Source organism: Paenibacillus nasutitermitis (genome assembly GCF_014641075.1).
In the GTDB taxonomy this organism is placed as follows: Bacteria; Bacillota; Bacilli; order Paenibacillales; family Paenibacillaceae; genus Paenibacillus_Z; species Paenibacillus_Z nasutitermitis.
This window is the reverse complement of sequence record NZ_BMHP01000001.1, coordinates 1442564-1461897: the sequence shown is the minus strand read 5'-3', so window position 1 is coordinate 1461897 and position 19334 is coordinate 1442564. Positions and strand designations below refer to the sequence as shown.

At 46.9% G+C, this 19334-nt stretch carries 15 protein-coding genes; 1 reads left to right on the top strand and 14 read right to left on the bottom strand.

Annotated features, from left to right (window positions below):
• Window positions 1-74: 74 nt before the first annotated feature.
• The 14 genes from IEY46_RS06240 to IEY46_RS06175 form a co-directional block, all read right to left on the bottom strand.
• On the bottom strand, window positions 75-1031 hold the full coding sequence (locus IEY46_RS06240; RefSeq protein WP_188990150.1) for an aldo/keto reductase: 957 nt from the start codon (window positions 1029-1031) through the stop codon (window positions 75-77).
• Window positions 1016-1816, bottom strand: coding sequence for an SDR family NAD(P)-dependent oxidoreductase (locus tag IEY46_RS06235; protein WP_229750098.1), 801 nt, complete (start codon window positions 1814-1816; stop codon window positions 1016-1018). Before IEY46_RS06235 ends, IEY46_RS06240 begins: the two co-directional genes overlap by 16 nt.
• A gap of 98 nt (window positions 1817-1914) precedes the next feature.
• Window positions 1915-2154: an ROK family protein gene (locus tag IEY46_RS06230; protein ID WP_188990146.1), complete on the bottom strand. Its 240-nt coding sequence runs from the start codon at window positions 2152-2154 to the stop codon at window positions 1915-1917.
• Window positions 2118-2237, bottom strand: a complete 120-nt coding sequence (locus IEY46_RS37005; RefSeq protein WP_373288785.1) for a hypothetical protein — start codon at window positions 2235-2237, stop codon at window positions 2118-2120. The genes IEY46_RS06230 and IEY46_RS37005 overlap by 37 nt, the downstream gene beginning before the upstream one ends.
• A gap of 299 nt (window positions 2238-2536) precedes the next feature.
• Complete coding sequence (locus IEY46_RS06220; protein WP_229750097.1) at window positions 2537-4453, bottom strand: hypothetical protein; 1917 nt, start codon at window positions 4451-4453, stop codon at window positions 2537-2539.
• A gap of 219 nt (window positions 4454-4672) precedes the next feature.
• A complete protein-coding gene (locus IEY46_RS06215; RefSeq protein WP_188990140.1) occupies window positions 4673-7771 on the bottom strand; it encodes a glycoside hydrolase domain-containing protein in 3099 nt (1032 codons plus the stop codon).
• A gap of 138 nt (window positions 7772-7909) precedes the next feature.
• On the bottom strand, window positions 7910-9181 hold the full coding sequence (locus IEY46_RS06210) for a hypothetical protein (protein WP_188990138.1): 1272 nt from the start codon (window positions 9179-9181) through the stop codon (window positions 7910-7912).
• A 17-nt stretch (window positions 9182-9198) separates the two neighbouring features.
• Complete coding sequence (locus IEY46_RS06205; RefSeq protein WP_188990137.1) at window positions 9199-9480, bottom strand: phosphoheptose isomerase family protein; 282 nt, start codon at window positions 9478-9480, stop codon at window positions 9199-9201.
• The gene (locus IEY46_RS06200; protein ID WP_188990136.1) at window positions 9473-9631 is read right to left on the bottom strand and encodes an SIS domain-containing protein; all 159 of its coding nucleotides are present in this window, start codon (window positions 9629-9631) and stop codon (window positions 9473-9475) included. Before IEY46_RS06200 ends, IEY46_RS06205 begins: the two co-directional genes overlap by 8 nt.
• Complete coding sequence (locus IEY46_RS06195; protein WP_188990134.1) at window positions 9624-10343, bottom strand: N-acetylmannosamine-6-phosphate 2-epimerase; 720 nt, start codon at window positions 10341-10343, stop codon at window positions 9624-9626. Before IEY46_RS06195 ends, IEY46_RS06200 begins: the two co-directional genes overlap by 8 nt.
• A 431-nt stretch (window positions 10344-10774) precedes the next feature.
• Complete coding sequence (locus tag IEY46_RS06190) at window positions 10775-12433, bottom strand: type 2 periplasmic-binding domain-containing protein (RefSeq protein WP_188990132.1); 1659 nt, start codon at window positions 12431-12433, stop codon at window positions 10775-10777.
• A 129-nt stretch (window positions 12434-12562) separates the two neighbouring features.
• Entirely contained in the window at window positions 12563-13444 is an 882-nt protein-coding gene (locus IEY46_RS06185) for a carbohydrate ABC transporter permease (RefSeq protein WP_188990130.1), read from the bottom strand.
• A gap of 28 nt (window positions 13445-13472) precedes the next feature.
• On the bottom strand, window positions 13473-14414 hold the full coding sequence (locus IEY46_RS06180) for an ABC transporter permease (protein WP_188990128.1): 942 nt from the start codon (window positions 14412-14414) through the stop codon (window positions 13473-13475).
• Between the two features lie 140 nt (window positions 14415-14554).
• Window positions 14555-15508: a helix-turn-helix domain-containing protein gene (locus IEY46_RS06175; protein WP_188990126.1), complete on the bottom strand. Its 954-nt coding sequence runs from the start codon at window positions 15506-15508 to the stop codon at window positions 14555-14557.
• 146 nt (window positions 15509-15654) lie between these two features.
• Here IEY46_RS06175 and IEY46_RS06170 point away from each other — a divergent pair, with 146 nt between their 5' ends.
• Complete coding sequence (locus tag IEY46_RS06170) at window positions 15655-19242, top strand: discoidin domain-containing protein (RefSeq protein ID WP_188990124.1); 3588 nt, start codon at window positions 15655-15657, stop codon at window positions 19240-19242.
• Window positions 19243-19334 lie beyond the last annotated feature (92 nt).

Here is a 19334-nt window from a genome sequence, read left to right as displayed (position 1 = left end):
CGAGCATGTCTCATAGTATTATCAATATACGACGTGAAAAAACAATAGTCAATGGAGCTTCCCGCTTGCCAGATTCAGCGCCAGACGGAAGGAGTAATCACGTCAGAAGGAACATCCGAAAAGAGGCGTTCGATTCGCGCTCGCGTTTCAGCAAGCAAAGAGGGACCGTTTATCAGCCTGACGTTATCGTCGATCTGTTGCTCGCTTTCCGCACCGATAATCAGACAATGCACACCCGCCATATCCCGAATATAGGAAACAGCCAGCTGCGCGACGGACAAATCTTCCGCTGCGGCGAGCGTTCGTAGTTGGCCAAGCAAACGCCCGGCGTCCACCCGCAGCTTCTCCGGCAGCGCATCTTCTCTCATGAAGAACAAACCTTGCAAAAACACACTCCGGACAACGACGATTTTCCCACCTGCGCCGAAGCTTTGCATGGCACCGCACTGAACGAGCCGGCGGTCGAACAAATTCAGCGGAATTTGCACCACTTCATAGATGTCGTCGCTCGCCAGACCGGAAACAGCGTCATATTGTCTGACCGGGTCGGCGCCATAAGAAATCCCGCCTCGTTCGATGAGTCCTTCAGTACGCAGCTTACGCATTACGGTTGAGATTGTGTGTCCGTATTTCTCTACCATATCCGGATTATGCACCAGAAGGGCCGGTATCGCTTCTAATTGCAGCCGGGTCAGAATCGCTTCCGTCCTGGCAAAGATTTGTCGCTCGATTTCCCGCTCCGAAGTCAAATCCATATCGATCTTCAGCTTGGAAGCGATGAACGGGATTTTCTTTCCCTGAAAATATTTCCCGAGCTTCAACTCGGCATCACCATACTCATAGGCTGTATCATAACAATTTACGCCCCACTGCTCGCAACGGCCCAACAATGATTCTGCGTTCACCTGCCCCCCATTGTTATTAATGCCGTATCCGCTCATGCCCAACTGCGCCGTTCCCAGCATGAATCTGGAAAGCTCCAGTCCATTCACGCGAAGGCATGTCGCTCCATCCGCTACCAACTGCTCCATCCCCCGTCAAGTATTAGGTTGTGACCGGTTACGTATTTTGAAGCCTCGGATGCCAGATAGACGATTGCACCCTTAATGTCGTCTTCGTCCGCGAGTCGCCCTAGCGGGGTTCGTTCAATGTACCGCTGCAGGAATTCACCAGACGCAATCTCTTGCTCGGTATCCACCGGGTTATAACCGCCTGGAGAAATGCAGTTGGCACGTATATTGAACTTGCCATAATAATTGGCAAGCCATTTGGTCATCCCGACCATTCCCCACTTGGTATACGTGTACTCGATTCCGCTTGTCATTCCGCTATCTCCGTACACAGGGAAATGGGGACCCAATATTCCTTGAATGGAAGAAATATTGATGATGTTCCCCGTCCGGCGTTCCCGCATCGTGCGTACGATCGCTTTCGTTAGCAGCATCGTCCCAAGACCGTTGACTTGCTGATCCCGAAGCCATCCGTCTGCAGTCGTTTGCTCGATATCGTTTAATCCGGTGCGGGAAACGGAATTGTTAACCAGTATATCGATCTGGCCGAATTCCGCCGTCACCTCTGCTGTAAACTGCGCAATGCTGTCCTCATTCGCTAAATCCAACCGCCTTGCAAACGCCTGACAGCCTTGATCCTGCAAAGATTGTGCCAACTGCTCGCATTTCTCCAATCCACGCGATGCAATAATGACAATCGCTCCCGCTTCCCCCAAAGCACTCGAAATATGCTCGCCATACAAGCCGGAGCCGCCCGTTACGATGGCGACCTTCCGTTCGAGCTGAAACATCTTTAGCACATGCATGATCTGCTTCACCTGTCTCCCCATATGTATTATGGTATTACCAATATGATAATAACACACCAAGACCAATAAAAAAATCACGCAATCGATTCAATTGCTCATCTGGCTGCACCTATTACGCCCGATTGCTCGCCCAATCGCGCTTGGACGATTTCAATCGGGGTCTTGTCCCAATATACGCTTAATGTCTTAGTCAGCACATGGTCTCTTATTCGGTCAAACAAGAAATCCCCTTGGGCGGTTATCGCTCCCCCGATTAATATCGACTGCGGATTAAAAAAATGGATGACGTTGGTTAGCCCTACTGCGACGAATTCAGCGAAACGATCGACAAACATCCGCCAATTCCGGTACCGATCGCGATGCAGACGAAATCTCTCTTGCCTTGACCTGCTCCGATCCACTGCTCGCCCATAGCGATCGCGTTAATATCACATTATCTATGCGAACAGGAAGGTTCGTTTGATTGCACAGTATTGTGCGTAAGGGCGTTCCACCCCAACCAGCAAGATTGTCAGTAGCCGCGGCTACTGACCCTTCGCTGAAATGAACGAATCCCGCTGTACCTATGCCCACGCTTTTTATATTTATTCCTTCTGATATTGCATACAATTGATATTTACTGATCAAATCAATGATTTTGGCCAATAAAGCATCTCTTCCTGCTCCGTACCCCCGATATCTATTCCAATTGAAGAATCGACCATATTTACCTCCGCCTTAATAAAACGCGATTAATTCATCTTCCAACAACCCCATGCTTAACCCTGCCGAGATTTCCGCAACCGTCCAACCCGTTTCGATCGCCCATGGTCCCCAACCTACGTCTGCATTTAATCCAAAGATCTCGTTCTTTTCGACGTCGTAAGCTCTGGCCCATGCCCCATGAATCATGCGATCCTTGCTTTGAATTTGGGTCGAGATGAAGAATTTGGCAATCCCTTCCCATAAATCCTTAAAATAGGGGTCTTTCGTGACAAAATAAGCCTGCGTAAAGCCGATAGGAAGCCAGTTAAGCGAATAAAGCAAATCTACGACAGGGTCACCGTTCTGAGATAGCAGCGTGCTTTCTTCTCCTTCTTTCGCATCATTCCGGGCAGAGCGATAACCGTCGTCCCACTCCAAATATCCTCCTGATATATGTTTGAATTTCAGCAAATCTTCCGTGACAAGGTACAACCATTGTTTATGCTCCGGATCTCCGGTAACCCAGTACAGCCACGATAGCGGCAAAATAAGTCTGCAAATTTCCTGCGTCTGACTATACTCCCTTTGCGTATGCGGGTAGACGGACATTATGGTTTCCAGTCCTTGTATCCCCACTTTTTTAAAGGTTTCAATCCCCGTTAACTTGTAGGCGAGCAAGAGCGATCCTAAATAAAAGGCATTGTAATGAGCGCTGATATGACTTGTAGGCGTAGACGCAAGTTCCCTTAATTTTTCTTCGTTCAAGTCGATGTTGTCCGTTCGCGGAACGCGAATTCCGTTTGTTCCCGTTGTATTAACCAAGAAATGCAAAGCCTCTATACATTCGTTCAAATAGGGTTTACTGTCCGTATACAAACATTTTAATAATTGCGGGATCAGCACTCTAGCTACATCGTCTTGATAACATACGCCCCATGCTTCTTGGGTCCATCTCAGCATTCCCTTTAATGGGCCTTCATCCTTGTTTTGCATGAAATCAAAACATACTTCGATTAATCGCTCCGATATTTCTTTGTCTTCGGGCTCTTTTGTACGCAAATAATTCATATAGAAAGCGAGCGAAGTTTCCCCCGTACAGTCGGCCCTTATGGAAGGGATAACGCGCTGCGTCCCGTCAGGATAAATCTCTGTACCAAGTCCCTCCTTTACCCCGTCCTTCCCGCCGTTTACTAGCATATCCGCATGCCTATACCAGTCGATGGATCGATCGATGCACTTTGACAATTGCTCGGAGAATGAATCGCCGGGATCATAAGGTTTAAATCCGTAAGCATCCTCCAAATCGTCAAGCCCTATTTTCTCGTCAATTAACCAGTTAACAATAAATGCAATAACACCTTTCCACTTTGTCATAGGTGAAAATCGCGATTTAACGAAATTAGCCAAGCGAAAATTGCAAACGAGCAAGGTTTCGGGATCATCTATCCACAACGCCCTATCCGTTATATCGACAAGTATATTTTCATCGACTTCGTAGCTGCTGTGTGCATTTACCTTGGCATACTGAAGGATAGGTCTAATGCTGGAAATGGTGTTGCTATAAGGCTTAATTCTAGTGTTGCATTGCTCCTCCAAGATATCGCCTTGTTGCAAACCCTGAATACTCCCCGACTCGGTGCATGATATGAGCCGATCAAACCTCGTTGTCACGGGAGGCGCACTGTAAATGTTTCCTATGCTCGTGCAATACTCGCTGAATATTTTTTTGCCCGATTTTAATTGTTTTTCGATTACGGCTCGTTCTCTTGGATTGAACAACAGCGGCATTTCGGCGGTTCCGCCCAAAATCGCGATTGAAAATAGCGAATCCAAATCGTGATCGAAAATTTCTTCCGGCTTCATGACTACGGTATCGATTGGAGATTTCAGAAAAATTCCAAGCAGATCGCTTTCATCATTCGTAATAATACCCATGCGTTTAACATTCATCGCGCTCACCGAACCTTCCATTGTGATCTTTGTTTATCAAGCCATTGTTCATTGACGCCAAAACATTTCTTCAAAGCGAGGCAATCTTGCGGCATATTTCTCACGACACCATTTGGACCCAGTATGAGCGGCTCATAGATGTGCCGGATCTCCTGGGTCCAAGCGGTGTCAATCCCAGGAACACCCGGCGGTTATTTCCATCAACCGATTTACTGTCGTCTAGTATACTGTCAACTCATCCAGGAACAGCCAGTCGGTATTCGTACTTCCCCCATAGTTATGTTTGGATACTTCAAACTTTACATACCTTGCCGTTACGCTGCTAAAAGGTATTTCATACCACAATCCCATAGGGCTGGAAGATTCCCCACGTATTGAAAATGTGCTTGGCGCTGCATTTGAAGCTGTATATACCTTAACATTGTCAGGCCCGTATTCTCCGATGCCATATTCGTAATTCCTGAGTTGAGCAAGGCTTATAGACATGTCGCTTCCCAAGTCTACAGTAATGGATACCGTTTTTGTTGTACCGCTGGGAATGATGAAACCATATGATAATTCGTCAGGCCATTCGCCGGCAATAACACCATTGGTAGATTCCGCATTGCCGGTATCCGGGTGTATGCCACTAGGTGCTTCGGATTTTGTATAAGGTCTGCCCGCTGCTTTATTTGTACCGGTTCCCCCTCCGTAAACCTCTATCTCATCCTGGAACAGCCAGTTCAGATCCTGCCCCGGTGTATGAGTCTTGAAATATTGCACCTTGATATACCTTGCAGAAGTATCTGGGAAGGTAATATCATACCATCTTTCCTTGGCATTCAAATTGTCCAACCATGCTTTTTGCGTAAAATTAACATTATCGGTGCTTGTAAATACCTTCACCCATTCAGCAGCATAATTATCTTCTACAGCGCCATATGTGTGGATTTTTACCTGATTAACCGTCTGTGCTGAACCAAGGTCTACTACTTGGTATGGTGAGTGGGTGCCCCCTTGCAGATATTGACCGAAGGAAAAGTGGTCGATATAAGTCCCTGCAATAACACCGTCGGTAGCCTCCGTATTGCCTTCATCAAGATATGGAGAAGTGCCAGCATGGCTATTTGTATAGGGCTTTCCTGCAGCCAGGTTCACCTTCGGAAGCTGCGAACCTCCTAATTCCAAGTCGAATAGGTTATAAGTGCTTCCCGAAGACGCGGTAAAATTTATACGTATATATCTGGCTTTTACTGTTATTGGGTCTGTGTAGGTAGGGGTTAAAGGTATATAGTCATCTCCGCCGTTTCCGCCAGTTATAGAACTTACCGTCTTCCAGGATATCCCATTATATGAGGTCTGAACATTATAGCTGGTGGCATAATTTGCATTCCCCCACTTCAACTTGACACCATCTACCTGGTATTGTGCCGCACCAAGGTCTACCTGTATCCACTGGCTGCCTGCCGCTGTAGATCTCCAGTCTGTGGATGAATTATTGTCAACAGCCCTGGAGGCTGCATACCCTGAAGCTGAAGATGAGGCAGTGGCTGTTTTGGTATATGCCAGATTGGTATCAAATATCGGCAATCCTGCAGCCGCTCTTACAAGATTTGCCCTTATACGCTCCATGAGTTTTGTGTCCAATGTGTAATTTACTCCAAGATTTACTATATTATCAACCAGTTTCTTTGCAACATCAGGCATTGTCTGTTCTAATATTTTTAACAATTCATAATCTTCTATTCCGTCTCTTAAGGATTCATACCTGATGGAAGACTTGAACTTCTTGTTAGCATTATCAGGATATGTGATCCAGGCGTCGCCCTTCAATAAGGGGTTGATTCCTCCATATATATTTCCCACCCAGACATTATAACCATAGTGAAGATATCCAGTCAGCCCTTCCCTGTAGGCATACCACATTGTAGACCTCTGCTCCCATACGGGTTGGTCAATAAATCTGTTTAGGTATGATCCCCTGGGTTCACTGCAGTTGTACAGCCAGACTTCGTCGCCTGCAGCCATTCTTGCATTAAAAAAAGATTTATCATTATCATATAAGCTATTGTTCGCAATCCACACATTCATGTCGCCTGCAAGCTGCTGGCTTGGACCATTGTAAACTACGGCGTCTGCCAGTTTCAAAGTATATGATCCGGGCGCTGCATTCCATGCTGCTTTAACCCTGTTTGTTATCGCTTTATAATCTGCTACAAGTTGGGCGCTGCCTGGCTCATCCAGTATGGCTAACACGAGCATGTCTACCCAGCCCTTCGAAATCAAATGTGCCTTCAAAGCAGGTATGAATTGGTCGACCCAAGCTTGGGCAGCCCAATGTTCTATCGGATAATACCCCCTCCAGGAATTACCCTGAGCATCGCCGTCAATTAACTGGACCATTCCCCTGCCGCTATAGTTTGCACTCTGCGCCATAAACAAACCCTGCAATTGTTTAACTGCTCCTCTATCTATAAAGAACTGTACAACCTCGTCAAATGCAGACCAGTCGAAGTGGAATATTCCACCGGGACCGAGGTAAGACCCGCCGTCCATAAGCAGGTAATCCATGTTGAGAGGCAGGACATTAGACCTGTTTTGCTTCATCAGATCCGCCAGATTGCCCACAACCGTCCACCAATCAGCAGATCTTCTTGCATAGGGAAATGCATCAGCAAAACTTTCACCGCCTACCAGATCCCAGGATATGGGACCAAAAAACTGTGCCCACATTGCGTTGCTAAAGCTGCCATTACTTGGGTCTGGAATTGTCACATTTTTTACGTCAAGAGTAATGGGTACTGTAAAAACTCCGGCAGTCGTATTTACTGCAACTGAACCGGTATAAACGCCAGCAACCGTTGTAGTGGGTATATATGCTCTTACCCATATGGACTGGGTTGTATTGGCCGCTACGGCCATGCTTGTTTCATTGGAAAGCGGATCGGGATAATCTCCGGCACCTTTCTTGGCTTTTAGACTTATTGAATCGCTATTTCCAGAAAGATAAATATACTCTACAAATTGATACATCAGGTTTGATGCCGCTATGGCGTTTCCTCCACTGGTCAGATTGGTAAAAGATATGCTATTGATTGTAAAAGCAGCATCCCTTCTTATCAAAATCTGAGCTGCCTCATATTCATTCTTCGCAACGGTAAGATTAATGGATGTCGCAGCATTGGCAGGCATGAGTGTATTCTTAAAAACATTAACATAAGATGATTCAGTCCATACATGCGAAGCCGCCGCAAATGCAGTACTTTGTCCCAGAAACAAGGTTGTGGCAAGAATACAGATAGATACAAACACTGCCAGAAATTTTTTAGAAACTTTCATGCTAATGCCTCCATTTTTATTTTTTTGTAGGGATTCCCAGATAAAAAGTTTCCCTCCATCCCGCCAAGCCTGCTTGTTATTCACCTCCTCTTTATTTTGGCAGCGCTTTCTTATATGAAAATTCGATGGATAGATTAATCATTCATCGCGTTCACCGAGCCTTCCATAGTGACCTTTGTTTATCAAGTCATTGTTCATTGACGCCAAAACATTAATGATCTCATCATAGCTCTCAGAACCGACTTTCGACCATGGCCCGAGATCTACCTCATACCCCCCTTTTTCCCAATCTTCCAACGAGGCCAAGTAACCCACATAACCGTTCGTATAACCGGCAGGAAAAGAAATCAGCGGTCTGAACATTTCCTTTATCTCCAAGCCCATTCTGCTCATTGGCTCGCCCGGAATCCCAACAATGATGCAATTGCCTACTTTAATGAGTTGAATTTCTGCAAGAAAAGGCGCATCCCCCTCGTGAATTCTCCATAGCGCTTCTTCATTATTTAAATGCTTCACCTCTTCAATCGATGGCAGAGGTCTGGATGCCAAATGCAACTTTCGCGAAAAGACAGCAAGCTGCACGGGTTGGGCAGGATAATCGGGAATCGCAATCTTGCGATATACTTCCATAACTTCCTCAGCGAGCGTTTCACCAAAAAAACGAACATCATTGAAGCTCTTGCTCGCGCCAACCAGAGGATTAATATCTCCGCAAGCTCCCTGAATAAACAGACAACCTTTAATATTTTTCAATCCGTTTTGTAACACATTTCTCATGGCGCCAATAAAATCAGCGGAAACGAGCTCCTGCACCTGAACGATCACAGGGTGACAGGCGAAATTGACGAGAATAACGTTCTCCGTCATATCCTCCGATTCAAACAGAAGTACGCCAACCTCGGTATCCAAGTAGGCTTCTGCACGCCGATTCATGATTAGTCCTTCCACTTTCCCTGAACCTTGCTTGAGTCTGGCTTTAAATTTATGCTTTGCCGCCATATCGACCGCATTACAAATCTGTGTGCACAGTACTTCCAGCCACGGCAATGCAGCTGGAATTTCCCTCAAGGGCCTGAAATTAATCGTATCCGGCGAGGAATGGATATGATCCGACATGATCATGATCGCATCCACGCCGATTCCGGTTTCCCACGCGATGCGATGCTTCAACTCTTCCGTGAAGTCTCTGTCCGGTCCCAAGAGACGGTTGCAGAAACCGATAGCGTCGACGCTAATCAAAGCCGCTTCGCGAGTGCCGTCCGAAATCACGGCAGCGCAAGCGTATAAGGGGTCGTGTACACCCGTAAAATAGCTATGCCTCGGATCACCGGCCAAATAAGGGATCGTGATCGGCGGCGTAATTTCGACGCTAAAGGTGCCAACTTCATACCATGCGGCATTCGTTTCCATGAAGCATCCAGCCTTTCTTATTGGAAGTTTTTCAAGAGCTTCGTATTATGTTTATCGCCTTTAACCGTATTGGCGCTAATGAATACTTGCGGTACGAGGTTGCGTCTTCCGTAATTTTCGGAGATTTGCACAACAACTCTATTAAGCATGAACGCGCCAATCACGGTGGAAGTCGGCCCTACCGGTAACCCGATCCGTTCCAGGTAAACGGCCGCGTCCCCGTCGCAGCCGCAATTATCGAGGACGATATCGGCGATCTCGTACAGCTTTTCCCGCGCGGTAGTAAACTTCCTAGGCAAGCATATGTGAATGTCCTGATCCGAAAAAGAACAGCTTACGATCGGATAACAACGCTTTCGTGCAACGTTCGGACACCTCGCTCATCGCGGCCTTTTGCGTATTTTGAACCGTAGCCAGTATTTCCGTGACTTTAGCGTAATATTTATCCATAACTGTTCTCCCTCCGCTCTGTCCGGATCGCGCCGCCGATCGTATCGACGAATCTTCTGGAGATTAAATCAGGGCGGGTAATGGCGCCTCCGACGACGATCGCGTACGCCCCGGCCTCCAGGCAAGCCAACGCAAGCTCTGGTGTAACAATATTCCCTTCCGCGATGACGGGCACGTCGACCTTTTCGCTCAGCGCCCGAATCAATTCAATATCCGGTTTCTCTCTTTCGGCGGTATACGGCGTGTAACTCGACAAAGTCGTCGCGACGACGTCGGCCCCTGCCTCCCAAGCATGAATGCCTTCTTCTAAATTGGATACGTCCGCCATGATCTCGATATCGTATTTGTTCTTTATCGCCGCGATGTACGACCGGGGAGAATCGAAACCCGGCCTCGCCCTGAACGTGGCGTCGATCGCGATAATATCCGGCTTAACCTGCATCAAGTCGTCTATCTCCTGCATCGTCGCGGTAATATACGGTTCGAATCCAGGGTACTCTTTCTTGATAATGCCGATGATCGGCAGCTTGCATAGCGCCCTCACCTCTTGCAAATCCGTTATACCTTCCACACGCAATCCGCCGGCTCCTCCCAATTCCGCCGCTAAAGCCATTCGCGCCATGATGCCGACGCCGATCAACGCCTCGCAATTGTCCGCTTGGCAGGAAACGATCAAACCTCTTTTCAGAATCCCGTTATATACCCTGTTCATAGATTCTCCTCTTGGACATTGTGATGGGGTTTTAATAAATTATTTTCATCATTATCTATATTTTTATTGAATATTTTTTCATTTTGAGTAAAAATGCAACAATCGGTCCATAAACGAATTTTATTGCAGCTTTTCCGATAGAGCCCTCAGGGTATGTTCCTTTTTATGAATGGCCGTTTCGTTGATTCGTCGGTACAGCGCATTGTAAAGAACGTCGATTACGATTAGTTGAGATACTTTCATCTCGTTCTCGTCCAGCGGGCAAATCAAATTTCTTCAAATCATAATTTGATGTTTTTTTTCATTACTGTCAACGAATATAATGTTGATATTTTTACAAACACAGTGTGTGCCTGCCTCTGCAAAGGAAACACACACTGTTTATGTTTTATTCGATCACACTAATTTAATGAATGAATTTATGAATCGATCTACTTGGTTTCAAGCCATGTACGTTCGGTAGCTTTAGCGCGCAATGGCTTCTGCGGAGCTGCGTTATACTGCTCCACGACCCAGTTCATGTCGCCATACTTCTGGATACCCGCAATGAACTTATCCCACTCGTCGATTGGTTTTTTGCCGATAATGAAAGCTGTGAGATTTTCAGTAACGTAAGTCTTGACCGCCGTATTAATAACCGTCATTTTTTCGTTGACATCGTCCGTGAAATCGGGAGTCGTTGCACCGTAATAATTGGCGAATTCACCGTTTTTCAACTTCTCCGCGGCGATGGTAACGCCTCTCTTCGTCTCATCTGACCATGATGCCGCAATGGCATCCCCTGCATAGAAATTCGAGATGAATTGCGTTACTGTATAGGGCGTCGTAAGGCCCAATTTCGATTGCTTATCCGCATCGGGCATTTGGGTATAAGAATCAAGGAATTTCTTTTTACCGTCAGCCGCAGTCTCGTAAGATACGCCTTCAAAGCCCCAATAATAAGTGTTAGCAAACTCTTCGGAACTGAAGAATTCAAGCAAACCCGCAGCCAGTTCAGGATTTTTAGCGGTATTGGAAATAATGAACGCCCAGCCCGTCGTATCGGATTCATAGTCTGTTCTGACAGCCGGGTTAACGCCTGTCGCGGCAGGAGGATCCATATACGTGAATTTTGTTTTTACTGTATTATTCTGATCCGCAGTAGAGAATGGGTAAAGGTTAGCAAACAACCATTTGCCGTTATTACGTATGTTCGTCCAAACATCGGTGCTTATTGTGCTGAAATCTGGATGAAGGGAGCCATTGGCATATGCTTCGCGCATCGCTTTAACCGTATTTAAGTTGACCTCGTTATTCGCCGTAAGCGGATAGACCCATTGCCTCTTATTATGATCATACGATACCGCCATCTGATTCATCCCATTGGAGCCGAAGAGCATGGAATAAATAATATATTGGTATTCAAAGCCCCAACCGTGAAACAACAACCCGCTAACATCCGGTTCGGCTTTATGAACGAGCTCCATCTGCTGCGCCATTTCCTCGTAGTTCTTAGGCGCTTTTAAATTGTACTTGTCCATCAGATCCTGATTCATATACCAAAGCTCGCTCGTCGTATTATACCAGGTCGGGAAGAACAAGTAGTTGGTCTTGTCATCCTTGGCATACGAAGTTAAATGAGGATACTCCGCTATGCGTTTGGTATACTCCGGCATATACCTGGCGTAGTCCAGAAGATTGACCGATCGGCTGCCATCGCCATAATTCTTCATGAATTTTGCCGGTTCCCGATAGATCATAATATCAGGCACATCCCCGGAAGCCAGATAGAGATCGGATTTGGCAGCCGTGCCTTCTGGCGGAATTTCAAAATCCAGCTTGATGTTTCCAATCTTTCCCTGAACCCATTTTCCAAAGTCGGTTGCCGGATCGATTGGCTTAAAGCTTTCCCATCCGAATATTTTGATCGTGACTTCCGGCCCCTTATAAGGCAGAGCCCACTGTTCCGCATCCTGGCTTTCCGTGCCGCCGGTTGGACTGGCATTGGCGCTCGGAACCGTGCGTTTTACTTCCGTATTGCCTTTGGTGCATGCTGCCAGCGCCGCAATCATGCAGATGATTACCAACACAGAAATCATACGTGCTTTCATTTCTGTAACCCTCCATTTTTTTATTTGGAACTTCCCGTTGAAAGCAATCCCCTTTGTACTGCCTGTCTTTTAGGGAGATGACTTTCTAAAAGAAAGATATCCATGATGATACAATTGGCATAGCTCTCACTATTTAAGAGAGCCGATCATCATGCCTTTTGCGAAATATTTTTGCAAGAATGGGTAGACGCATATGATCGGAAAAATCGTAATGATGACAATCGCACATTTAAGGCTGAGCTCCGTCACGTTTACCTCTTGCAACCTAACGCCATCGTACTTGTTCATTATTCCTCCCGATGTCACAATAAGCGTTTCTCTCAAGTAGACCTGTATAGGCTTCAAATGATCATTCGTCAAAAATAAATACGGGTTAAACCAATCGTTCCATATGGCGACAAGTCCGAATAATCCGAATGTCGCCAACAAAGGCTTAGATACCGGTATCATAATTTGCCAAAGCACGCGGTAATGCCCCGCCCCATCGATATGCGCCGCATCCCGAAGCTCAGCCGGTACGCTCTTGAAAAACGTTCTGAAGATAATCACATTAAAAGCGCTTACAGCTCCCGGCAATAGCATGACCCAAATCGTATTGCGCATCCCGATTTCAGTAATCAGATAGTAGTAGGGCAACAGTCCGCCGCTGAAGAACATCGTAATAATCATGTAAATATTCAATAGTTTTGCACCCTTGAAATCTTTAATAATTAACGGATACGCCATCATGGATGTCAGCGTAAGTGAAATGACCGTGCCGGTTACCGCATAAAAAACGCTATTTCGGAAATAGATCAAGACGTTTGGTCCTTCAAACACCGATTTGAAAGCTTCGAATGTCAAATCGGCAGGCACTATCAGCGGCAAGGATTGCCTTATCGCATCTCCGCTGCTGAGCGCAGTGATGAGGCAATACCATATCGGATAAATAAAAACAAGACTTAAAGCAATGAAGAATAAATACAGAAAAGCATCAAACAGACTAAGATGTCCCTTTTGCCTCTTGGTCATAGCCATATCGCAGTCCTTTCTTTATGAATCACCAAAGTGAGTTTTCGGAAAATTTTCGGGCGAATAGGTTGGTTAAATAGAGCATTACGAAGGCGATTACCGATGAGAATAAACCTGCCGCCGCCGCATAGGACTGGCTATCGCCTTGAACCCCTGTCCTAAAAACATAAGTGCCGATAACATCTGATGTGGAATACGTCGCTTCATTGTGTATCAAAAGTATTTTTTGATAATCGTTTCCAATAATTCCCGACATCGCAAATATAAGAAGAATGGTAATCGTAGGCAGCAGAGACGGAATTGTAATATACAGCATCTGTTTAAATCGGTTGGCACCATCCACGATCGCAGCTTCGTATTGCTCGGAATTAATTCCCGCAATTGCAGCCAGGTATATAATCGAACTGTATCCAACAGTCGACCAGATGCCGCTGCCAATATAGATGGATCGGAAAGCTTCCGGCAGCATGAAGATATTGGATATCCCAGCCCCGAAGTTGCCGAATATGTCGTTGACTGGCCCATCCGTCGCGAAAAAAATGCGCAGAATGCCAATGACAACGATAGTGGACAAGAAATACGGCATATAAGAGATAGTTTGCACGATCCTTTTGAACTTGGAGTTCCTGATTTCATTAAAGAGCAGCGCAAGTATAATCGGAGCGGGAAACCCCCACAACAAAGCATAAACGCCGAGAAGCAAGGTGTTTTTCAGAAGCCTTTTGAAATATACGTCGGTAAATAATTGCTCAAAATATTTGTACCAAGGATCGGCCCACGGACTATGGAAGAATCCCAATGCCGGTTTAAATTTTTCAAAGGCCATAACAATGCCATACATGGGGAGATAGGCAAACACGAATATCAACAATACGCCAGGCATAACCATCGTATAGAGTGGCCAGTTTCGCTTAAGGTTCATGAAGAGCGGCGAGCTGCTTTTTTTTGTTGAGACTTCGAGACTATTCATAGTCCACTCCTTTTTTCGTTCTCCTGCAATATTATTTTCGTTGTTCAGAACTCGGTGCTCCTTTCCAAAATATTTTTCACACTTATTATGTTGTTTATTATCTTCTGTGTCAACAATTTTCTTGAATATTTTTTTCAAAATTATTTATGAAAAGTCGAAGATTTATTGATCATCCCTGGCAGGTTCGATCTCGCTTCTAATCGATCCGCCTTGTTCAACGGGATGAACTCGGTGCTGCTTCTCTCCTGTAATTTGCGATATTGAACTGGCGACATGCCGATTTTTCTTTTGAATAATGCGTGAAAGTACGCATGGTCCTTATAACCGACTTTTCCGGCGATTTCCTGGACGGATTCGGAAGTATAACTGAGCAACTCGCAGCCTTTTTTTATTCGCCAACTCTGAACGTATTCGGTAACCGTTTGCCCGCTCAGTTGTCTGAACAATCTTTGCAGATGGCTTGTGCTGATTGGCACCAAAGCGGCCAGATCTTCGACCTTCAAGTTCTCATGAAACGAAGCATGTATATGCTTAAACACCCGGTCAAGCCTGTTTCTTGTAGTAGACGGAGAAACTCCCAGAATTTCATAACGATATAGGGTAGAAATGACGTTTAACATATAACTGTTTAATACGAGCTGATAACCGGGCAATCGCATCGTATATTCCATATACATTTTTTCGATCATCGCACCGATTTCGTCTTGTTGATTTTTATAATAACGATATTCATAATCGCCGTTCTGAAAAATTCGCTGGAGCTCGCCCCATTGCGGAAGCGAATAGCGAAAGCGCTGGATATAGTTACGATCGAACACGCAATTGTAGACGACGGGGTTATTGTCTTGTTCGATGGAATAAGGACGGAATACATGCGGGGTGCCGATCGCAATCACGAACAGATCCCCTTGTTCAACATGAAGTAAATCCGTCCCGATATAATGAAGGCCCCTGCCTTCCGTAATATAAGCGATTTCTACAAAATCATGTGTATGCATCGACAACAAGAACGACTCGCCCCCCCTGTTTACGAACAGCGGCAAATCGGGTTCCCACAGCGAGTCGCCTCTAATTATTTTTTTTGGAATCTTCAATATCAAGCTCTCCTCTCGACGGTTATCAACATGATTGGATTCACAGTTAAATTAGCATAGTTGTCTATATTTTTGAAGTACAATTTCATCATACAATTAATGCGTATGGATATTGCAACTCACAATAATTTAAGGGAGGATATGTGATGAGCCGAAATGCTATGTTTAAAATGTTGGGTTTATCCGCAGGTATGATTGTATTGGCTTTGTGGATATCAGCGCAAAGCACTTTTGCAAGCGCTTCAATTAGTTGGGACTGGAGGACCGATAACGATTCCCAGGGTTGGGCTCGGAATGCGCAGATTGATTCGAGCGCGGTAATCTACGGCAGATTGATTGTCCACGTTCCAAATGGAAGCACGGATCCCCAAATCAATGGTCCCGCAGTGTCAATCTCAGCGACCACCTACAAAATATTGGAGATTACCTACAGAAATTTCACAGGAAATACGGATGCGCAGTTGTACTGGACTTCCAGCGCAGGCAGTTGGGCGCAGGCGCGCAGCCAAACGTTCAGCACAATTGCCGATGGCGAATGGCACACGCTGCAGGTCGATTTAAGCGGGAACCCTAACTGGACAGGCACTATAACCCAGCTTCGTTTCGACCCGACACGCAACACAGGCAACGGCGACTTCGAACTTGAATCCTTGCGTGTGCTGGACAAAGCCAATCGCTATTCACTCAGCAATGGATACTACAGCATCTCCGGCGTCGACGGATTAATCGACACCATGCGCTTCGATCCGACCGGAACAGGCAACTACAGCAACGATCTGATTACGGATAATATGTATTTCGTTTTCGATCAAGCAGGTACGCGTTACATCGGTAATTCGCCGGTCACTTCCTCGATCAGCGGCAATACACTGACGATCAACGGCATCGGTTTTGGCGGATCGGGATTATCTGGAAGTTGGGTCATCACGCTCGATGGCAAGTGGATGCGCAACAGCTATACGGTAACCGCTCTGGGCAACGGCAAGAAACTGGAGGCTGCCGGACTCACCATGGAAACTTTATGGGCCAATGAAGGTTATTACGTGAATACTTTAAAAATTCCTTTTTCAAGGATGGTGGACGTGAATGGAGTGTATCGCGGGCCTCATGTCTTGAAACGGACTCCTTCAGGTAACGACAGGTCATTCAATCTCTCCGGGAACCGGATCGACTGGCAAGGCGCCAACGGCTTTAACTTCAATCTTCGCTTCTATCCGCAGACAAAGGCCTTGCAGCCTGAAACGGGCAAAGATTATTTAAACATGAATTTCTTCAATCGTTACTTTGGTTATCCAACACATTTGAATACAGGAAACACCATTTCCCATACACTGGACATCGAGTTGCTTCCATCCGCCGATATAACGCCTGCGACTTATACCAAATACGAAGGCGGCGACCCGGCGGTCACGAGCGGCGTAAACACCATCTACAATGAACGTAACTACGGCTGGGTGCCCGGCGGCGTAAATCCGGATTGGTACGAGTGGCAAAGCCTGCAGCGCACTTGGGCCGACGATGCCAATCGCGACCAGATGGAGTACGACGCTTCCCAAATGAAGCAAGGAGCGAACGGATATGTGTATACGTGGGGCGATTCCCCCGGCTGGCCGTTTCCGACCGATGTCGACAGCAACCACTACATCACGACTTCGGCCAATCTGATCAATGGTCTGTACAATCATATTATCAATTCGGGCGATTTGAACGCGTTGAAATACAACATCGACCGGCTGCGTAACGCAATGACGTACTTGCTTACGCAATATAACGCAACGTCGAAGCTGTTTATCATCACGAATGCTTACCACAACGGTACAAGCGCTTCGATCGGCAGTAACTATTGGGATATATTGCCGTTCGGCCATAAGAGCGCCTATGATAATATTTACGGCTACGTCGCCCTTCGTCGAATGGCGGAGTTGGAATACATGGTCGGCAATACAGCCCGCAGCACGCAATTGAACGGTTATGCGGACGATCTGAAGACGGCATACAATTCGACCTTCTGGTCCACGAACCATTACGTGATGAACGTCGACGTGAACGGCGTCGTGCGCGATTACGGCGGCGTATTCGTCAATCTCGAAGCCATCGCGTACGGTTTGGCAGACACGACGAAAGCAAATGCAATCATGGCCTATTTATCTAATACGAACACGTCTTCCGGTACGAACGACGTGTTTACAAGATTCGTTTTCGCTCCGCGCGCAACCATGTTCAATAACCCGCCGAAAGGGAGCGGCGGCTGGTGGATACGCGATTACGACAGCAATAATTCATTCGGCAGTATGCAAATCCAGAACGGCGGCTCTATCTTCTATACTTCCTATTATGAACTCATGAGTCGGCTTCGCTCGACCGGCGCCAACGATGCGTATACCCGTTTGCAAGCGATGGTGAACCGCTTTAACCTGGATCATCTTTCCGGCGGCAACCCGCTTTACTATGGCGAAACGGGCCAGCATTATACGGAAGGTCTTGTCGGTACTTGGGGTGATTTCCCGGAAAGCGGTCTCGTCCCCGTTGCGCTGAAGAACGGGTTTATGGGCATTACCGCAGACAAGGACGGCTTGCACATGAAACCGAATTTACCTTCGAGCGGAATGACTTCCTTGACCCTGAACGCCATGTATTATTGGGATATGAAGCTGAAAATTACGGTTACCAACACTTCCGTCCGCATCCAGGCGCTGGACAACAACAGTCCCTACACGGATTGGAAAGTAAACGGAACGGCCGTAAGCGGACTATTCGACGAGACGGTTACGATCGCCGCCGGCGGCACGGTAACCCTGGAACGAACCACGAAAACCTACAACCTGAACAACGTGGCGATCAACACGATCGAAGGCAAGGCGACCGCGGATAATCGCTTTTCCATCTACCTGAACGGCAAGGCTTTGGGGGGCACAAGCCCCAACTGGACGACGGCGGATTCGCTGCGCGGCTACCTGAAGAACGGCGTCAACACGATTGCGGTGGCGGTACAGAACGATCCGGGAGGCGTTGGCGGATTTATCGCCGACTTTACGCTTCCGAACGGAACTAAAATCGTCACGAGCACCGATTGGAAAATCACCTCGGCCACTGGAGAAGGTTGGAATGAACTCGGCTTTAACGAAACCGGTTGGGGCAACGCGGCAGATTATGGCGCTTACGGCGTCAGTCCCTGGGGCACCAACGTCGCCGGTTTCCCGGCCGGCAGCACGGCGCGCTGGATTTACTCTCCGATCGCGACCGACGGCCCGACGATTTACATGCGGTACACGTTCAACTACGAGCTGCCTACCGTCACTTCGTCGTCAAGTGTGGAAAATACGGATTTCGGAAAAGCGAAAGCGGTCGACGGCGTTCGCGCGCCTCGCAGCGCCGCAGTGGGCTTCAGTTCGGCAACGGCATTCGGCGACGCGGACCATACCGAGTGGCTAAAGCTCGATTTGACGAGCGTGCAACCGATCAATCAGTTGGTCTTGTATCCGATCATTAATTCGTCTTATACAGCGGATGGTTTCCCGGTCGACTTTGTGATTGAAACCTCCACGGACAACGTCAACTGGACGACGGCCAAAACGTTTGTCAACTATGCAATGACGAACCCGACTGAACCGCAGGCGCTGCCGTTCAAGCAAACGAACGCGCGTTACGTTCGGCTCACGGCAACGAAGCTTGGCATTCAGCAAGCGGGCGATTATTTACTGAAGCTGGCGGAAGTGGAAGTCAATAATCGGTGAAGTAAACGAATTCAAATTTGCGGCTTTCGCTCAAGCACTGGGATACTCTTCGCTTAATGCAATTCAAATATACGTATGGCTTGTCCACAATG